This is a genomic window from Marinitoga sp. 1155, from assembly GCF_001021175.1.
GTDB lineage: Bacteria > Thermotogota > Thermotogae > Petrotogales > Petrotogaceae > Marinitoga.
Genome location: NZ_AZAX01000005.1, coordinates 95,698 through 114,933 on the forward strand (window position 1 = coordinate 95,698; position 19,236 = coordinate 114,933).

Genomic DNA, 19,236 nt, shown 5'->3' on the forward strand with positions numbered 1-19,236 from the left:
TCACCTCCTCGAAATCTTTTTCATGTATTAATTATATCAGATAATTTTTAAAATAGTAAATTTAAGATAATTTTGTGATAAAATCTAAGTAAAGAGAAATGTATAAAGGAGGAATTTAAATGTATGCTAAAATTAAAGAGGCGGCAGAATATATTAATTCTAAAACGGATATTAAACCGTTATTAGGTCTTATTTTAGGGTCTGGTCTTGGGTATATAGCGGATGAGATAGAAGATCCAATTGTTATTGATTACAAAAATATTCCGTATTTTCCACAATCCACTGTTATTGGACATGCTGGGCAAATGGTTATTGGTATGTTGGAAGGGAAACCAGTTGTTGCTTTAAAAGGGAGATTTCATGCATATGAGGGACATAGTTTAAAGAAATTAATATTTCCAATTTATGTTTTTAAAGAGTTGGGAGTAGATGGTTTGATTTTAACAAATGCAGCTGGTGGAGTAAATAGAACATTAAATCCAGGAGATATAGTAGCCAATGTTGATTTTATTAACTTTGCGATGAAAAATCCATTAATTGGTCCAAATATTGAAGAATTTGGTCCGAGATTTCCTTCAATGGTATCACCAATAGATAAAAAATGGTTAAAGAAAATTAAGTATAAAGCGGAGGAAAAGAGGATAAAGATTGAAGAAGGTACGTATTGTTGGATGTTAGGGCCTTCGTATGAAACACCTGCGGAAATTAAAATGCTGGAAAAATTTGAAGGAGATTTAGTTGGTATGTCAACAATGCCAGAAATAATAGCTGCTAATCATTGCGGTATAAGAGCTGTAGCTTTTTCAGCAGTAACTAATATGGCTGCAGGTATATTGCCTCAGCCACTTAATCACAAAGAGGTTATGGAGGTTGCTGAAAGAATAAAACATAAATTTGCAAAAGTTGTAAAAATAGCGATAAAAACATTTTGAGGTGATAGAATGATTAGAACAATAGAAGCTATAATAGGTGAAATAAATAAAGTGAAAAATATTATAGTTGTTGGTCATATTATGCCAGATGGAGATGATATAAGTTCCGTTTTGTCTTTAACTATGGGATTGGAAAAGTTAAATAAAAATGTTCGAGCAGTAATTGATGACAATATTCCAGGTTATCTTGAAGAGTTTCCCTTTGTAAAAGATAAAATAAAATCATATGATTGTATTAATAAATTTCCAGCTGAATTAATAATTTCTGTTGATGCTTCATCACCGGATAGAATTGGCAGGGTGTATGAGCATTTTAAATATGCTAGGAGTATAGTTATAGACCATCATGCAACTAATACATATTTTGGAAATATAAATTGGGTCGATACTTATGGAGCAACTGCTCAAATGATTTTAAGGTTAAATAAGATGTTAGAAATTGAATATGATAAGGATATATCTACAGTTAATCTTTTAGGAATTGCAACTGATACTGGCTTTTTTAGATATTCCAATACTGATGCAGCAGTGTTTGAAGATGTTGCCTGGCTTGTTGGAAAAGGTGGAGATATTGGGTTAATAAGCAATATGATTTTAGAAAATAAACCATTGGAAAATTTAAAATTATATAAAGATTTTCTTGACGTTATGAAATTAGAAAAAGATAATACAATTGTGTATTCTCATATTACTCTTGATATGTTAAGTAAATACAATATTTTACCTAAGGATGCTCCTTCATTTGTTGGGGAATTAAGAGCGATTAAAGGCGTTGAAGTTGCCATTACATTTTTAGAAGCAGAAAAGAATGTTTATCACGTAAGTATGAGGTCGAAAAATTGGTTTGATGTTTCAAAAGTGGCGGTGCATTTTGGCGGTGGAGGTCATCCAAGAGCTGCAGGATTTAGTAAAGAAACACATGACCTTGAAAAATTGGAAAAAGAAGTTATAGAAACTATAAAAATTTTGATGGAGAGTTATAAATGATATACTTATTTATTATGTTTCTATGGTTAGGTTTTATAGGAGTATTAAATGATATGACAATTTTTTTAGGAATAATAATATCAATTTTAGTAGTAAAAATTTCAGAATTTTTTTTAAAATCTGAAATTTATGGTTTTGTTGAACTTTTTATTTCTGCGATAGGTAGAATTTTAGATATGTATAAGATGACCTTTAAATCTTTAAAATATTTAGTCAAAAAAAGTTATTGTGGATTAGTTCCGATTAATGTTGAAAATAAGACTGATTCAGAAAAAGCCGCAATAGCAAATTGTATTACATTGACACCAGGAACTATGTTTATTTTAGAAGAAAATAATCAACTTGTTATACATAAATTTGATGAAACTCCAGTAGAGGCACATTCTTATGAGGATGTTTGGAAGGGTGAATTATTTTGATATATTTAATATTGGATTTATTGGTAATTGTATCCCTGGTTTTAATGATTGTTAAATTAATTCTCGGTCCTACTGCCTGGGACCGAGTTTTGGCATTTTCTTCTATGTCTTCAAAAATTTCTATTATTTCTTTAATATATGCTATAAATAAAGGTTTTTTTGTTATGATAGATATTATTATAATTTTTTTAGTTTTAAACTTATGGGGAGTAGTTATTATTTCTCGTTTTTTAGAAAGAGGGAGAAAGTGATGTTTGCTAACGCTCTTCTTGTTTTAGGTGGAATTTTGATATTTTTAGGAAGTATAGGTATGTTAACACAAAAGGATTTATATACCAGAATACAATTTGGCGGTATAGCTGATACTGTAGGTACATTTACTGTTTTAATTGGATTGGCATTAAAAACGCAAAATGAGATATTCAGATTTATTATAATAGGATTATTGGTTTTATTAATAGGGCCGGTTTTATCACATGCAATTGCTCATAGTGCAGCATATAATAAAATAAGGGTGAAAGACAATGAGTGAAATTATAGAAAGTATTTTCTTGATTTCTGCAGTAATATTAACAATTCTGATGTTTTTTGTAAAAAGATATATTAATGCTATTTTAATATATGCAGCTTTTGGAACAATATTATCAGGAATATTTTTTATTTTTAATGCACCAGATGTCGCAGCGGTTCAAATGACGATAGGATCGGCATTTATAATTTTCGTTTATATTATTGCCGTAAAAACAAGATCAAAAATAAAAGTTGGTTATATTGAAACACCGTATTTATTTGAAAAGCAGGGTAAAAAATTAAAAGGTTTTGAAAAAGAATTATTGGATATTTTTTCGGAAAACTCTTTTTTTGAAATTGATTATATACCAATAGAAAAGGAAAAGATTAATGATTATATTTATAAAGATGAATTTGATATTATTGTTGGGGGGATAATAATTGAAAATAAAAGATTTGATAAATTTTTATGTTCTAAAGAATATTTACCAACAAAATTATTTAAATATGATGGTGTAATAGATAAAGAGTTTGAATGTGTTATTTTAAATAGGACAAAGAAACAGAAAATTATAGATTATTTACGTTTGAAAGAATATTTTAGAAACAATTCTTATTTGAAAACGGAAGAATTTATAAGTACAGGGTATGTGTTGATTTTTTCTAAAAATAATAAAGCTTTAAGAGATGATTTTAACAGATTTTTAAAAACCTTTTTAAAATCGAAAGAATATGAAACTATAATCCGGAGGAATATAGGATGAAAAAAATAATAATTTCATTAATAGCAATATTAATTCTTTTTTTTATTTTATATGAAGAGACGCCGAGAGAATTTGTAAAAAATCCTAACTATAATATTAATATTTTATCAGAAAATGGATCTTTAAACATGGTATCTGCTATTGTATTAGATTATAGGTTTTATGATACTTTTTTTGAAATTTTAGTTTTTACAGTAACAATAATTGGAATATCTTATTTTATGAAATTTTTTCAACCAGCTAAAACGGAATTTTCTGAACCATCTGTTGTTTTAAAGGTATTTGCTCCAGTTATGTTTCCAATAACTTTATTATTGGGATTTTATAATACATTAACAGGACATTTATATCCTGGTGGTGGTTTTAATTCTGGGATTATACTTGGAACGGGAGTCCTTTCTTTGACACTTATAAAAAAATATGAAGATATAGAAGATATATTTGAAAAATCAAAAATAGAAGAAATCAAAGTTTTAATGCCTTTATTTATAATAGTGTATGGAGTGGTAGGAAAAATATTTTTCGGAGAATATTTTATCAATTTTTTTCCAAAATTTCAACCAGGTAGTATTTTTAGTGGTGGAAGTGCCATTATGTTGAATTCATTTATAGCTTTTGAAGTTTTTGGAGGTTCATGGACCATACTTTATCAATTTATAAAGCACAGGGGGTTGCTTTAATGAGGATATATTTTATATATGCCTATATAGTTTTGTTTTTAGGACTATTAGGTATAATTATAAAAAAAGATTTAATAATGAAATTATTTTTTTTGAGTATTTTTCAATCAGGAGTTCTATTATTCTTTATTTTTCTGGGATATGATGAGAATATTCCTATTATAACGTCTAATATTATACTTAAGAATGCTGATCCATTGATACACTCATTTTTGTTAACTGTAATTGTTATAGGTTTTGCAACAATATCTCTATCTTTAGTATATATAATGATTTTAGCAGAAAATTTTAAAACTCATAATATAGATATAATTGAAGAGGAGTTAGAAAAATAATGGCAATATTATTAATAATATTTCCTATTTCTTTGGGAATTTTAGCTTATCTTTTTAAAGAGCATCATAAGAAAATTGGATATATTACTTATATAATTTTATTAACCTTAAATACATATTTAACTTTTTTTGGTAAAGAAGAAAGAATATTTCCAGGTGGATGGGATCGATTAAAAGGAATAGAAATATATTTTCCAAAAGAAATGTACGTAGTAGCCTTCTTTTTTAATATTATGATGTTTATTATTTATTGGCGTTCTGCACGAAGACATAACAATATTTTTACCGCTTTATGGTTGATAATAAATGGAACATTAATAGGAATTCTAACTTCTGAAGATTTTTTTAATACATATGTTCATCTTGAGCTGATATCAATATCTTCATTTTTATTAATTGGAATTGGAAGGACTGAAAAAAGAATTTGGGCAAGTTTAAAATACATGTTTTTAAGCTATATTGGTTTAAGCTTTTATCTTTTAGGAGTAGGATTAATTTATGCGCAAACTGGAAGTTTGAATTTGCATATAGCATTTTCTAAAGAACCTAACCCGTTAGCGGTATCTTTTATTATTACTGGTTTATTGGTAAAAAGTGGTATGTTATTTTTATCAGCATGGCTTCCTATTGTATATTCAGAATCATCTTCTGAGGTTTCTGCAATTTTATCTGGTTATATATCACCTATTGGAACCTATGTTTTGTATTCTTTTTCCTTATATGAAGGTTTTTATAATGAAGCAAAAGGAATTTTCCTTATATATGGTTTTATATCATTAATATTTGGTGGAATATTGGCTTATTTAGAAAATGATCCAAAAAAAATATTGGCTTATTCGACAATTTCTCAAATGGGATTAGCAATAATAATTATTGCTGTAAAAAAAGAATTATTTATTTTATTTTTTATATTGCAAATGTTGTATAAAGCTTTAGCTTTTTATAATATTGGTCGAATTTATGAGAAAACAAAATGTAGAGATATATATTTATTAAAAAATATAAAAGGTTACAATACAAATAAGATATTGGCAATGCTTAGTATTTTCGGATTATCTGGGATTTTTCCAGCGCATACATTTTTTATTAAAGAAGGTATTGAATTGCAAGGAGGGCTTAAAACTTTATTGTATATTTCAGCATTTATAACAGCATCTTATTCAATTAAATTAATAGCCTCATTAAAATTAACTAAAAAGTTCTACTATTTTAGCCTTTTAATTGCAACTCTGCCAATACTTGATTTTTTATCAATACATTTTAGTTTAAAAGATATGAGTATTTCAATATCGGCATTTATAACAGCATTAATTCTTTCAAGAATAAAGACAAAACCAATATTGGTTAAGCTTAATTATCTTGAAAATGCATTAATTTTACAGGTTTTTTCTATAATAATAGGATATTATATAATAAAAGTAATATAAAAATATTTAGATAAAAAATGAGAGGAGGAGGTTTATGAAAAAAGTCGTAATTTCTTTACTGTTTATTATTTTTTTCTATTCTTTTTCATTTGCTGCGTTAATGAAATCTGTTGATGGTAATACTGTTAAAGTAGAAGTTTTGGAAATAAAAGATGGAAATATCAAGGTAAAACTTTTTAATCAAATATATACAGTTCAGGAAAGTAATGTATTGTATATATCTTTTGATGAAAAAACCACAGCTGATTATGGAGTTATTATAGATGATAAAGTCTTTTCTGGTAAGCTGACATCATATGCATCAACAACTGCAAACATTCAGATGAATATAGGTGAATTTATATTAAATGATGTTTCTAAATTGAAGTTTGTTAATTTTGCCAATTCTGAAGTTCCAGATATAAAATGGTTTAGAGAAAAACAACCTCAAAATTTTGATATAACATTAGGTGATGATTATACAGAAATAAAAGGTAATATTTTTGAAGCAAAAGAAAATCAATTGTTTTTAAATATACCTATTTTGGGGCAGGGTGTATTGGATTTGAGTGTAATAAAAAGCATTTCATATCCAAAGTATGATTTTAAAGAACCATATATTCTAAAATTATATAATGGTTATGAATTTAAATATGTAAATTTTTTGAAAAAGGTTAATGACTATTATTTCTTTGATTTAGGGTATGGTACATTAAGTTTGTTTAATTCATCAATTTTTGGCTTTTCTGGTGGTATGAAGACTCCGACTACTAAATATACATATTTTATATTAAAAAATGGAATGAAATTTTTTGGGGATATTACTGGTAGTGACGAAGAAAACTTAAATGTTACAAGTATATTTGGAGAACATAAAATATCAAAAAGTTCCATTTTAACATATGCTAAAATACCTGATGAAAAAATAATGCTTATCGTTTCCAAAGACGAGGTTTTATATGGAAATTATGAACGTGAGAATAGAAAAATATCTTTAAATCCAGAAAATATTGGTAAAATAGATATTATATTAGTTAATTCTAATAAAGAAAAAGAAAGTATTGTAAGTACTCCAATGAAAAATTGGGAATTGAAAACAAATGTAATAAATAAATCTCTGGCTTTGAGTAAATATAATTTATTAGCTTATGGAAATGACAAAATGGTGATGATAGTTTCTGCAGTAAATAATGAAGGTTTTGGTAATTATAACCATGATTCAAAGGTTACAGCATTATCGTTTGATGATGAAAGTCAATTACTGTATTCAGGAGATGAAAAGGGGATATTGAATGTTTATAATTTAATTACTAAAAAAATTGATTATATGTTTGATTTTAAAAGTAAAATTACATATTTAATATCAAAAAATAAGGTATTATATGTAGCTCTCGAAAACGGAAAATTATATACAATTACAGGGGTTGAAAGTAAATTATTGATTGATATGAATGATGAGATAACGAGAGTAAGTGTGAATGATAGAGCAATATATATTTCTATGAAAAATGGAAAAATTTCAAAAATTGATAAATTTAACGGAAAAACAATTTGGAATATAAAATTTGATAATTCTATAACAGATATTTTATTATTAAAAAATGATAAATATTTAGTAGCAGCACAATATAATGGGAAAATATCAATTTTAAATATCGAAAATGGAAATGTTTTAACCTCATTTCAATCATTTGAAGGTGTATATAGTATTTTACCATCTTTATTGAAAAATTATTTTATAGTATCAGGAAAAAATGGAGAAATAGAAGTATGGAATAGTATAAATTTAAATAAAGTTTCAAAATTTAATATTGGAAAAGATATAATTTATACGTTATTAGATTCAACAGGTGATGTTATATTCTTATTAAAAAATAATTCTGTTGTATCTATGAAAATATTTGAATATTAAAAAGTGTTTATAAAAAGTGTTTAAATATAAAAATGGCTGAATTATCAGCCATTTTTATATTAATAAATTATTTATTATACCCTTCTTTTTTTAAAAAATTAGTTTCTTTGTAAAGTACATATAGCATTAAAAAGGAGAATAAGTATATTGAAATTTTAAAATCAGGGATATCATTACCGCTCGTATAAACTGCAAGCCATCCAAAAATATATTTTAATAGTTCGTATGTACCAATTAACAAGGATATAATTCCACTAACTATAATATGAGCAGAGAAATGATACCAGACGTTTTTTATATCCTCCCATAATCCAATAAAAGCAATAAGTGATACTATGATATAAGATACAAATATGAAATTATCATATTTAAAATTAATTATAGCCATAAATATGGATAAAATTCCAATAAAAATTAAAATATTTTTCTTAAAATTATTTTTTTTATTTTTCATAGGAATATTCCTCCTATCACATAAACTATATTGGCTATTATATAAGCTACAATTAATGTATAAATTAATTCAAAGAAAACCCATTTCCAACCATTAGTTTCTTGTTTTATTACACTTAATGTAGCAAAACATGGAATGTAAGCTAAAACAAAGAAAATTAGAGCTAATGCTGATTGAGGAGATAATATTGTTTGCAATGCATAAGTTATACTCTCTTCTCCAACATTTAAAATAGTCATATAAGAAGAAGCTACAACTTCCTTTGCAACTGCTCCAAAAATCAAAGAAATATTCGTTTGCCAATTCCATCCAAGATTTTGAGTTATAGGCTCAAAAAATTTTCCCAGATAAGCAGCATAAGAATTTGCAATATCATTATTGTTTGGAAAATAAGATAAAAGCCATATAAAAATAGTTGCTATTAATATAATCCCTCCAGCCTTCTCTAAGAAATGCTTCCCTCTATTCCAGGAATATAAGATTAAATTTCTAAAAGTAGGCATTCTAAACCTTGGTAATTCTATTGTAAAGGGAACCTCTTCTCCTTTTATAAAAAATATTTGAAGTATCTTTGCAGATAATAATACTAAAATTATACTTGATATGTACACGAAAAGTAATATAGTAGCAGCGTTTTTTTCAAAAAAGGCACTTATTAATAATATATAAACAGGTAATCTTGCAGAACAGGAGGCAAAAGGTATACTTAATATTAAAGCCATTCTTTCCTTTTTATTAGCTATAGTTTTTGTTGACATTATTGCAGGAACACTACATCCGAACCCAAGTATAATAGACATGAAAGAGCGACCACTGAGGCCAAATTTTCTAACTAATTTATCAACTAAAAAAGCTGCTCTGGGTAAATATCCTGATTCTTCTAAAAAACCCATAAAAAAGAATAGTACAAATAATTGAGGAACAAAAATTAAAACGCCACCTACTCCTCCTATCACTCCATCAACAATTAATGAATTTAACCATGGTATAGGAATTTTTCCATTTATTGAATTTCCTAAATTGCTAAATAATATATCAATCAAATCTGAAAGAGGGCTGGCAATATTAAAGGTTAACGAAAAAACAAAATATAAAGCAACGATATATATTAATAGTCCTAATATTTTATGTGTCATTACATGGTCAAGAATATCTCTCATTGCCCAGCTTCTACCTTGTTCAATTACAGAACTTTTTATAACAGTTGAAATAAACTTAAATTTCCAATCCATATATTCTGATTTTAATTTATTAATATCAACCTTTGAATTTATTTCTTTAATCAATTCTTCTGGATAATATAAATTTTTGGATCCAAATTCTAAATAATATATTGATAGCCACCTTTTGTCATATGATTTTAAGAAATCAAATTTCTCTAATCCTTTCGAAAAGATTTTTATAAAAGAATTTATTGAATTTGTATATGCGAATTTTTTTAGTGGAATATTTTTATTTTCTGCTGTTTTATGAATGGCTTCTAGTAGTTGATCTATCCCAATATTTTTTTTTGCAGAGGTTAAAACAACAGGTATATTTAGAGTTTTTTCAATAAAAGAGGGATTTATAACTTTACCTTTTGAATATGCTTCATCAATAGAATTAATTGCTAGAATTACAGGAAGATTCATTTCTAAAATTTGTATTAAAAGATAAATAGACCTTTCTAAATTAAGGGAGTCAGCAACGACGACAACTGCATCTGGAGATTCATTTATCAAATAATCTCTTGCAACCTTTTCATCATCACTTTGAGCAGATAAAGTATAGATTCCAGGTAAATCTACAAGTTTAAAATGATGATTTTTATATTTAAATGAGCCAACTTTTTTTTCAACAGTTACTCCAGGCCAATTTGCAATATATTGTCTACTTCCAGTTATAATGTTAAATATAGAGGTTTTACCAACATTTGGATTTCCGATTATAGCAATTTCAAAAGTCATGTTTTACCCTCCGCAATTTTTTTTATTACAAAATTTATTTATTGGACAATCACTGCATTTTAAATTTAATGAATCAAATGTATTTATTTTTATGCCGTTAGATATTAAAAAAGGGAATAAAATTTCCCATTCTTGATTATTTAAATTGAATTTCCTTTTAATTTCATCTATAGAAATATTTTCGTTTGTGTTTTTCAAAAATGTTAGAACTTGATTTATCATATGCTCACCACTTTTTTATTCTTTTTTTAAAAGAATTTTTTTTGCGCGACCTTTACCAAAGATTATTTGTTTTCCATTTATGTCTATTGTTACTTTACCACGATGATTATGAAGTACATTTATTTGTTTTCCAACAGATAAATTTAAACTTTCCATATCCTTTTTAAAAAAGATTCCGCCTTTAATGAAAAAAATCTCATATTTCCCAGGTGAAGCTTCATCTAAGGAAAATATTTCATTTGTAACTTCTACAAAAATTTTTTGAGCTTCATTTTTCCTTATCATGATTTTATTATCATCTATTTTAAATACCATTGGATCGCCAAAAGGAGATTCGTGTATATATATTATTTTTTTTCCAGGGATTAAACCCATGGCGATAAATCTTTCTTTAATACCTTCATCAAATTCCAATCTTACAATTATGCCATCCATTCCTATTTTTAAACTACTTAATGGTATAATCACATTAGTTTCCTCCTGAAATAAGTGATATTTTTCGTTTATATTATATCCAATTTCTGTTAAAATCTTACAGCATAAAATAAAATAGAGAATTACTTAATTCTATATATAAAATAAATATAAACTTTTCATATAAAATAATTAACAATAATAAATTAAAACATTAAATATATATTATTATATTTTACAAAGTTTTATTTATATATTCTATAACATCTTCTAATTCTTTTAGTTTTATTTCTATTTCTTTTGAATCATCCGAATATGCAGCTTCTCTTACACAAGTTTCAAGATGTTCTTTTAAAATTTGTGAATTAGCTTTTTTTAATAAAGATATAGAAGCCAAAATTTGTTTTGATATATCAATACAATATCTGTTATCTTCTATCATCTTTATAACAGCTTCAACCTGTCCTCTTGCAGTTTTTAATACATTTAAAGTTTTTTTGTGCTTCATATGATGATGTGTGTGTTTATCCATTTTTTTTTCCTCCCTGTTCTATATTTTCTTCTCATATATAATTATATACTATTTTTATTTATTTTGTGTGTTGTCAAATAAAAAATTTGTGGTATGATAATATAGAAAGAAAAAATTCGAGGGAGGTTGAATATGAAAGAATTATCAAAATATTCTAAAGACATAATTGCAATGGGAATATTTTTTTTGTTATTGCCTTTTTTAATGGTTCCAAATTGGGTATACGAATATTCAACACAGAAACATCTTGTTTTTTCATTATTCTTTACAATAATGTTTTTTATTTATTACTATAAAATTCAAAAAGAAAAATATGAAATAGAATATTCATTAAATCATGTATATTTTTCTTTATTTGGTATAGCGACTTTGTTTTCTTTAATAAGTGTTATTATTCAGAATAAATATTATTTTAGATATTCATTTGAAGTGTCATTATATACTTTAATTATTGTTTTTGTTTCTTATATATTAACTAATAGATTTGGGAAAGATTATAAATATATTGAGGATGCTTTATTTATTTTTTTAATTACAGGAGTTATAATCGGATTCGATGGTCTTCTAAATAAATTTTTTGGATTTGACATCTTTTTTGGTAAGTATGGAGATCCATCTCAAAGAATTACTTTAAGAACAACAATTGGAAATCCAAATTTTGTATCTGATTATATGGGGCAAATGATACCAATAGGTATATATTTTGCATTATCCAGAAATTCTAATATATTTAAAAAAATTTTTTCCATAATATCTGTTTTTATAATGTTCTGGGTATTATTATTTGCACAGACACGTTCAGTTTATTTGTCTTTTTTTCTGGGAATGATGATTTTTGCAATTTTCTTTACTCTTAGTATTTTAAAAAATAAAGACGAAGAAAAAGTTAAATATATAACATCTAAACGATTCATCATACCTTTGCTGTCAGTTTTTTTGTCAATTTTATTTTTATTTATAATGTTTAATATTCCTTCACCGTTTAATAAAAGTGGAGAAGTGGTAGCATCAAAAAGATTTGGAGCAATGGCATCAGTATCTTCATGGGATGAAAGAACTTTATCTTGGTTAGCTGCTGTTGAACAATGGCAGGATAAAAATCATATAGAAAATAGATTTATAGGCGGGGGAATAGCTACTTATCCTGTTTATGCTGTTAGATATATGTCAGATATTCAGGCAAGAAATCCTGAAAAATTTTATTATGCCTGGAATAATTTTAAAAGAGCTCATAATGATTATCTACAGGTTTTAGGTGAAACAGGTCTTTTTGGATTTATAGCAATAATTTTGTTATTATTCGGATTAATAACAGTTTTTATAAAAAGAGTTTTTAAAATAGAAGACTTTGATAAAATTTTATTATTTAATTTATTTGCGTGGAGTTTAACTATAGTTGCAATACATTCATTTACAGAATTTCCAATGCATCTTCATCCAAATATAATGTCTGCATTATTCATTATATCGGTGGCACTTTCCAGACAATTTGGAGAAACAAGAAAAATAAGAGTTTCAAAACAGGGATTGAAAGTTTTATTATTAGTTTTTTTTGTTATAGGTATAATTGTATCTTATTTAAAAATTCAGTCAACAGCAGCTGAGGTTTATTTTAAAATAGGAAATACTGAATATATGAAAATTGATGCATATGAAAATGTAGTAAAAAAACAAATACCAGATGTTTTAAGACAAATAGATAAAAAGATACAGGAATATAAAAGTTATAAAGTTACAAATCCTCTGGATTTGCAAAAGATATCAATGGAAATAAAAAATTTAGAGGAGCAAAAACAAAAATATATATCTGCTAAAACAGAGTATGAAAATAAAGCTTTTGAGTCATACAAAAAGGCTAAAAAATACTTTTTGAAATCATTAAAATCAAATTCTGCTTTTGGAAAATCTGGATTTTATCTGGCCCAATTATTAGCTAAAACTCCATATAGATTAATGGAAATAGATTATAATAATCTTGAAAAATATATGAAAATGGAAACTCCAGATTATAATTTTATATTAAATAAATTTGAAGGGTCAATAGATTTAATGCCATTTAATAGATATCAAATAAGGGATACTATAATGAGACTCTATGAGTTGTTAAAGGATAATAATAATAAACAATTATTGCAGGCTTTAGCTTATATTCAGATAGTACAGGATGAAATTGATCAATTAGAAAGCAATTATATATCTTTTAATGAAAAAAATGCATATAGGTTAATTGCTAAATTAAATGTTTTAATATTTCAAAATTTAAGCAATATAGAAAAATTTTTTAAGACAGAAGAAGATATTGTTAAAGAAATAAATAGATTAAAAGAAAAGTATTATAATGATTTTGTTCATTGGTATGATAAAACTATTGAAATATTACCAGGAGGCTGGAATAGATTTCCAGAATGGGAAGATGTATATACTGAGTACATGAGAATAATGTTTAATTTTAATCAATACTTAGGATATGAAACAGTCGTAGACAATATAATAAAGATATCAGAAAAGGAAGGAAAAGCTGATTATTATATGGCAAAGAAATATAAAGGAATACCAGATAAATCATTTAAATTTTTTGAAGATTTATATTTTTATTTAAAATCAAATAAAAAGGAAGATTTGGCTTTAAAATTATCAAAAGCTGTATCCAAAAATTATGAAAATGTATATAGTTTTTATGTGGAGTATTTAAAAAAATATCCTGATTATAGATATAAAAGTAGAGTAGAAAATTTCATAAAAACATATGAATTTTTAAAATGAGAATAGCAATAATTTTATTAACTATAGTTATTATTTTGAATTCTATAACATTTTATTTTTATTTAAAAATAAAAAATATCGAATCAGTTAATTCACAGTATTCGATATATGATGTATATATGAAGACAAGATTTTATGATAAACTTATAATATTTATGTTAAATCATAATAATATTCAAGAAGTAGAATTAAATGGGCTTATATTTAAGAGAGAAGGAAATAAAATTATTGTTAAGGAGGAATAAAATGAAAAGAGCTATAATCATAGATTCCGGATGTTCCCCAACGCCAGAATGGATAAAAAAATATAATTTGAAATTTATGGGAATGAAAGTATATGTTGACGGTGGAGAATATACTGATGGAATAAGTTTAAATCATGACAAATTTTATGATTTAGTAAAAAATGCTAAAGAAATTCATACTGCACAGCCATCTTTAAAGGAAATAATGAACATCTATGAAAAATTAATGGAAGAGGGATACGAAGAAATAGTTGATATACATTTTTCATCTAAAATGTCTGGATTATATAATACTGCGCAAATGGCAAGAAATATGCTTGATAATATAAATCTTAAAATTATTGATACTAAAATGGTATCAATAGGAGCATCTTTGGTAGCAAGAAGAATTGTTGAATTGTTAGTAGATGAAAAAATTCCTTCTGAAAAGCTTGATGATTTAATACCAAAAATTATTAATAACACTTTTATGGAATTTTCAGTTCCAACTCTAAAATATCTTATAAAAAATGGAAGAATAGGAAAAGCATCAGGTATGGCTGGTACACTATTGAAAATTTTGCCTGTATTAACAGTTGAGGATGGTGAAATAACCCCTTTAACAAAAGTAAGAGGAATAAATAAAGTTTTCAAAGTGATGGCTGATAATGCCTTTGAATTTATAAAAGAAAGGCCATATAATATAAAAATTTATAAAGTGCATGGATTTGAGTCAAATTTAGAACAGGAAAATAAAGTTTTTAATATGTTTATGGAAAAATTTGAAAAATTAAATTATAAATACGAATTAATTGAGGGGAGAATCTGGCCAACAGTTGCATGTCATAGTGGTCCAGAGGTTTTTGGATTGGGTGTTTATGGGGAGGAAAATTCTTTATAATGTTTCTTGAGGATTTTTTTAAAGAACTCGAAAAATATTTAAAAAGAGGATTGAATAAAGAAATTTCGTGGAATACTTTTTTCCCGGAAATATACAGATTTTGTGAAAATAATATAAATATTATAGAAAAAGAAAAGGGCCTAAAAGAGAAAATAGGCTCATTTTTAGCATATTACAAACCCATAAATAAATTATCAGAAGAGAGAAGAATTAGAAGAATAAAAGAAGGGTTTAATTTAATTGAAAAATTAAAGAATATGTATTTAATTGATACTCCTGCTTTTCCACATAAAGAATTGCCATTGAAAACAGATATTAAATTTATAAAAGGAGTAGGGAATAAAAGAGCTACGTTAATGAGAGAATTAGGGATTAATAATATTGAAGATACGTTTTATTTTTTTCCAAGAGAATATGAAGATAGAAGAGAGATAAAGTGTATATTAGATTGTTACCATGGACAAAATTGCTTAATTGTTGGAAATATAGTAAATTATGAAGAAAAAAAAGTTGGAACATTAAGAATACTTTCTTATGTTTTAGAAGATAAAAATAATTCTATTATAATATTGACGTGGTTTAATCAAGAATATATAAAAAAATTTTTAAATATAGGAATGAAAGTTGCGGTTTATGGTACGCTAGAGATTGATTTTGGAAGAAAACAGATGAAAAACCCTGATTTTCAAGTTATAACTTCTATTGATGAAATAAAAACGGGAATCATGCCAATATACCCGTTAAAAAAAGGATTATATCAAAATACTATGAGAAATATTTTTTCAGAAACTATTCAATATGCTAATAATGTGAAAGAGTTTATACCTGAAAAATTATTAAAAAAATATAAATTTTTAAATTTTCCATCAAGAATAAAGGGAATACATTTTCCAAAAAGTTTTTATCATCTCAAAAAAGCAAAAGATACACTTAGATATGAAGAAATATTTTTATTTGAATTATCAGTATTAATTCAAAAACTAAAAATCCAATTAAAGAAAGGTTTTTCAAAAAAAATAAATGGTGAACTATCAAAAAAATTCATGGAATCCTTACCATTTAAATTGACCAATTCACAAATTAAGGTTTTTGAAGAGATTAGAAAAGATATGAAAAAAGATGTGCCTATGAACCGACTACTTCAGGGAGATGTTGGTTCTGGGAAAACTGTAGTATCTGAATTAGCTTTGATTGATAATTTTGAAAGTGGGTTTCAAGGAGCAGTAATGGTTCCAACATCGGTTTTGGCTAAACAACAATATAAAAGGTTAAAAAAGGATTTTGAAAAGTTTGGAATTAATGTAGAAATACTATTGGGAGAAACAAAAAAATCTAAAAAAATAGAAATAAAAGAAAATTTGATAAAGAATAAAATAGATATATTAATAGGCACCCATGCTTTAATACAGGATGATGTAGAATTTAAAAAATTGGGGTTAGTCGTAATAGATGAACAACACAGGTTTGGAGTGAGGCAGAGATTGGCTTTGATAAGCAAAGGTAAAATGCCAGATATTTTATTCATGACAGCAACTCCAATTCCCCGAACTCTGGCAATGACATTATATGGTGATCTGGATGTTTCTATAATTACTGAAATGCCTGCGGGAAGAAAAAAGATAAAAACATTATTACTAAAAGAAAACAAAGTAAATGAAATTTATAAATTTATAGATAAAGAATTAGAGTCAGGGAATCAAGCTTTTTTCGTATATCCTTTAATTGATGAATCTGAAGTAATGGAATTGAAAGCTGCTACTGAAATGTATGATATATTGAAAGAGAGATTTAGAGAATATGAAGTAGGATTGTTACATGGAAAAATGACACCTCTGGAAAAAAATGATATTATGGAGAAATTTATAAATAAAGAATTTAGAATATTAGTATCAACTACTGTAATAGAAGTGGGAATGGATATACCAGATGCAACAATTATGGTAATTGAACATGCTGATAGATTTGGTTTATCTCAATTACATCAATTAAGAGGTAGAGTGGGAAGAAGCAAAAAACAGGCATATTGTTTTTTGATTATGAGTCAAAATGTATCTGCTGAGACAAAAGAAAAACTGAGATTATTTGCTAATACAACGAATGGTTTTGAAGTGTCGGAGATTGATTTAAAATGGAGAGGACCTGGAAAATTTTTTGGGACAGAACAACACGGATTACCAGATTTTAAATTTTTAGATATATTGAAAGATACAGAATTAATAGAAAAAGCAAGAAAGGATGCATTAGAAATATTAAAAGAAGATCCTGAACTAAAAAAATATAAAACTCTAAAATATGAAATATATAGACGTTATGGGAAAAAATTAAGGATGCTGGAGGCATAAATAAAGATGTTGTCAATAGAAAATGGAATATTAAAAGGTAGAAAAATAAATATTGTTCCTGACAAAAGGACAAGATATACTCCTGCGAATGTAAGAAGAGCTTTAATGAATATAATAGATGTAAAAGATATGAATACGCTGGAGATGTTTGGAGGATCTGGTGTAGTTTCTTTTGAATTTATTAGTTCTGGAGCTGAAAAAGCAACTATAATTGAAACATCACGCAAAGCATGTTCGACCATAATAAAGAATTCAAAAATTTTAAAAATAAATAATAAACTAAAATTAATATGTTCAGATTTTCGAAAAGCTTTGAAAAAGTTAACAGAAAAATACGATCTAATATTTTTAGATCCACCATTTCAAATGGGAATTGCAGATGAAGCTCTGGAAAAAATAAGTGAAAATAAATATATATATAATGAAAACACATTAATAATAGTAGAACATTCTAAAAGGGAAAAGCTGAAAAAAACATATGGTGATTTAATATTGGATAAGGAGTATAATTATGGTGATATAAAAATATCTATTTACATAAAGGAAGGTGGATGATATGATTATAGAAAAATACCATATTTTTAATGTTTTAGAGCATTTAGTTGAAGATATAACCAATGAAATGTTTAGCATGCCAAATGTTGATATGTGTATTTGTGATCGTTGTAGGGCAGATGTTATAGCTTTAGCTCTAAACCATTTACACCCTAAATATGTAGTTACAGAAAAAGGAAGGATATTTTCTGAACTTGAAACATATACATTTCAAATAAGAGCAGAAGTTTTATCAGAAGTTTTAAAAGCAATGGAAAAGGTAAAAGAAAGACCATCGCACCCAAAAGAAGAATCAATCTACAAAGAAAAACTCATAGACTTAGATAAATTAGAAGAACATTTTAATAATTTGCAAAAAAAGAATGATTAAGAATTACAGAAAAAATAATTAAAAATAAGCTGTAAAAATCATTCCGAGGATTTCATCATTTTGATTTGAAATAGCATTACCCAGCTTTAACATTAATAATTTATTTTCAAGTGTTTTTATTTTATTTTCCAATTCTGATTTTATATCAGGGTCGGTTTCTGTTTTTATATAATTTTTAAGATTATTGATTAATTCTTCCAGCCTTTTTATCTTATCATCCTTTTTATTATCTAATTTATTTGGATTATTTTCGATTATATTATCGTCATTTTTTGGACTATTGTCCATTTTGTTTTTATATGCAATCATTACCTGTGTTTTTCCAGCAACGGCGGCGAGGAAAGCACCTCTTTTTTGAATATCAAGAGATATTTTGCTGTATATGACATATCCTCCGTTTTGAATGGCTTCTTTTTTAAATGCCATTAAATTGCCAGTTTCTTGAGATAAAACACGTATAATACTCATTGAAGCAGGAGCTCCCGAGGCTATTCCCGGTTCTCCTGGGTCTAATTTATAACCAAGTATGGGATTAATATTATTAGGATTAATTTTCATATTTATCATT

Annotated in this window: 22 protein-coding genes; 16 read left to right on the top strand and 6 right to left on the bottom strand. The window is 26.0% G+C overall.

Annotated features, from left to right (window positions below):
- Positions 1–119: 119 nt before the first annotated feature.
- From X274_RS02900 to X274_RS02945, 10 genes are read left to right on the top strand one after another with little or no spacing between them, the layout of a single operon-like run.
- Entirely contained in the window at positions 120–932 is an 813-nt protein-coding gene (locus X274_RS02900; protein ID WP_047265304.1) for a purine-nucleoside phosphorylase, read from the top strand.
- 9 nt (positions 933–941) lie between these two features.
- Positions 942–1,919: a DHH family phosphoesterase gene (locus X274_RS02905; RefSeq protein ID WP_052913144.1), complete on the top strand. Its 978-nt coding sequence runs from the start codon at positions 942–944 to the stop codon at positions 1,917–1,919.
- On the top strand, positions 1,916–2,338 hold the full coding sequence (locus tag X274_RS02910) for a Na+/H+ antiporter subunit E (RefSeq protein WP_047265305.1): 423 nt from the start codon (positions 1,916–1,918) through the stop codon (positions 2,336–2,338). Before X274_RS02905 ends, X274_RS02910 begins: the two co-directional genes overlap by 4 nt.
- Positions 2,335–2,589: a monovalent cation/H+ antiporter complex subunit F gene (locus X274_RS02915; RefSeq protein WP_047265306.1), complete on the top strand. Its 255-nt coding sequence runs from the start codon at positions 2,335–2,337 to the stop codon at positions 2,587–2,589. Before X274_RS02910 ends, X274_RS02915 begins: the two co-directional genes overlap by 4 nt.
- Complete coding sequence (locus tag X274_RS02920; RefSeq protein ID WP_047265307.1) at positions 2,589–2,870, top strand: monovalent cation/H(+) antiporter subunit G; 282 nt, start codon at positions 2,589–2,591, stop codon at positions 2,868–2,870. Before X274_RS02915 ends, X274_RS02920 begins: the two co-directional genes overlap by 1 nt.
- Complete coding sequence (locus X274_RS02925; RefSeq protein WP_047265308.1) at positions 2,863–3,612, top strand: transporter substrate-binding domain-containing protein; 750 nt, start codon at positions 2,863–2,865, stop codon at positions 3,610–3,612. The genes X274_RS02920 and X274_RS02925 overlap by 8 nt, the downstream gene beginning before the upstream one ends.
- A complete protein-coding gene (mbhE, locus tag X274_RS02930; protein WP_047265309.1) occupies positions 3,609–4,292 on the top strand; it encodes a hydrogen gas-evolving membrane-bound hydrogenase subunit E in 684 nt (227 codons plus the stop codon). Before X274_RS02925 ends, mbhE begins: the two co-directional genes overlap by 4 nt.
- Positions 4,292–4,627, top strand: coding sequence for a cation:proton antiporter subunit C (locus X274_RS02935; protein WP_047265310.1), 336 nt, complete (start codon positions 4,292–4,294; stop codon positions 4,625–4,627). The genes mbhE and X274_RS02935 overlap by 1 nt, the downstream gene beginning before the upstream one ends.
- On the top strand, positions 4,627–6,054 hold the full coding sequence (locus X274_RS02940) for a proton-conducting transporter transmembrane domain-containing protein (RefSeq protein WP_047265311.1): 1,428 nt from the start codon (positions 4,627–4,629) through the stop codon (positions 6,052–6,054). Before X274_RS02935 ends, X274_RS02940 begins: the two co-directional genes overlap by 1 nt.
- 34 nt (positions 6,055–6,088) lie before the next feature.
- Positions 6,089–7,945, top strand: coding sequence for a hypothetical protein (locus X274_RS02945; protein ID WP_047265312.1), 1,857 nt, complete (start codon positions 6,089–6,091; stop codon positions 7,943–7,945).
- Between the two features lie 67 nt (positions 7,946–8,012).
- Here the strand turns inward: X274_RS02945 and X274_RS02950 are convergent, their stop codons facing one another.
- The 5 genes from X274_RS02950 to X274_RS02970 all read right to left on the bottom strand — a co-directional run bounded on the left by X274_RS02950 (position 8,013) and on the right by X274_RS02970 (position 11,513).
- A complete protein-coding gene (locus X274_RS02950; protein ID WP_047265313.1) occupies positions 8,013–8,399 on the bottom strand; it encodes a hypothetical protein in 387 nt (128 codons plus the stop codon).
- Complete coding sequence (feoB, locus tag X274_RS02955) at positions 8,396–10,345, bottom strand: ferrous iron transport protein B (protein ID WP_047265314.1); 1,950 nt, start codon at positions 10,343–10,345, stop codon at positions 8,396–8,398. The genes X274_RS02950 and feoB overlap by 4 nt, the downstream gene beginning before the upstream one ends.
- Before the next feature lie 3 nt (positions 10,346–10,348).
- Positions 10,349–10,567, bottom strand: coding sequence for a hypothetical protein (locus X274_RS02960; RefSeq protein WP_047265315.1), 219 nt, complete (start codon positions 10,565–10,567; stop codon positions 10,349–10,351).
- 15 nt (positions 10,568–10,582) lie between these two features.
- A complete protein-coding gene (locus tag X274_RS11460; RefSeq protein WP_052913145.1) occupies positions 10,583–11,035 on the bottom strand; it encodes a ferrous iron transport protein A in 453 nt (150 codons plus the stop codon).
- A 181-nt stretch (positions 11,036–11,216) separates the two neighbouring features.
- Complete coding sequence (locus X274_RS02970) at positions 11,217–11,513, bottom strand: metal-sensing transcriptional repressor (protein ID WP_231580372.1); 297 nt, start codon at positions 11,511–11,513, stop codon at positions 11,217–11,219.
- A gap of 132 nt (positions 11,514–11,645) precedes the next feature.
- On the opposite strand from X274_RS02970, the gene X274_RS02975 reads away from it, so the two are divergent.
- From X274_RS02975 to X274_RS11465, 6 genes are read left to right on the top strand one after another with little or no spacing between them, the layout of a single operon-like run.
- Positions 11,646–14,276, top strand: a complete 2,631-nt coding sequence (locus X274_RS02975) for an O-antigen ligase family protein (protein WP_047265316.1) — start codon at positions 11,646–11,648, stop codon at positions 14,274–14,276.
- Positions 14,273–14,521: a hypothetical protein gene (locus X274_RS02980; RefSeq protein ID WP_047265317.1), complete on the top strand. Its 249-nt coding sequence runs from the start codon at positions 14,273–14,275 to the stop codon at positions 14,519–14,521. Before X274_RS02975 ends, X274_RS02980 begins: the two co-directional genes overlap by 4 nt.
- Before the next feature lies 1 nt (position 14,522).
- Positions 14,523–15,401: a DegV family protein gene (locus X274_RS02985; protein ID WP_047265318.1), complete on the top strand. Its 879-nt coding sequence runs from the start codon at positions 14,523–14,525 to the stop codon at positions 15,399–15,401.
- The gene (gene recG / locus X274_RS02990; protein ID WP_047265319.1) at positions 15,401–17,743 is read left to right on the top strand and encodes an ATP-dependent DNA helicase RecG; all 2,343 of its coding nucleotides are present in this window, start codon (positions 15,401–15,403) and stop codon (positions 17,741–17,743) included. Before X274_RS02985 ends, recG begins: the two co-directional genes overlap by 1 nt.
- 6 nt (positions 17,744–17,749) lie before the next feature.
- Positions 17,750–18,298, top strand: coding sequence for a 16S rRNA (guanine(966)-N(2))-methyltransferase RsmD (gene rsmD, locus X274_RS02995; RefSeq protein ID WP_047265320.1), 549 nt, complete (start codon positions 17,750–17,752; stop codon positions 18,296–18,298).
- Position 18,299: 1 nt separating this feature from the next.
- Positions 18,300–18,668, top strand: coding sequence for a late competence development ComFB family protein (locus X274_RS11465; protein ID WP_052913146.1), 369 nt, complete (start codon positions 18,300–18,302; stop codon positions 18,666–18,668).
- 18 nt (positions 18,669–18,686) lie between these two features.
- Here X274_RS11465 and X274_RS03005 read toward each other — a convergent pair whose 3' ends face one another.
- Entirely contained in the window at positions 18,687–19,235 is a 549-nt protein-coding gene (locus X274_RS03005) for a hypothetical protein (RefSeq protein ID WP_052913147.1), read from the bottom strand.
- Position 19,236: the final 1 nt, after the last annotated feature.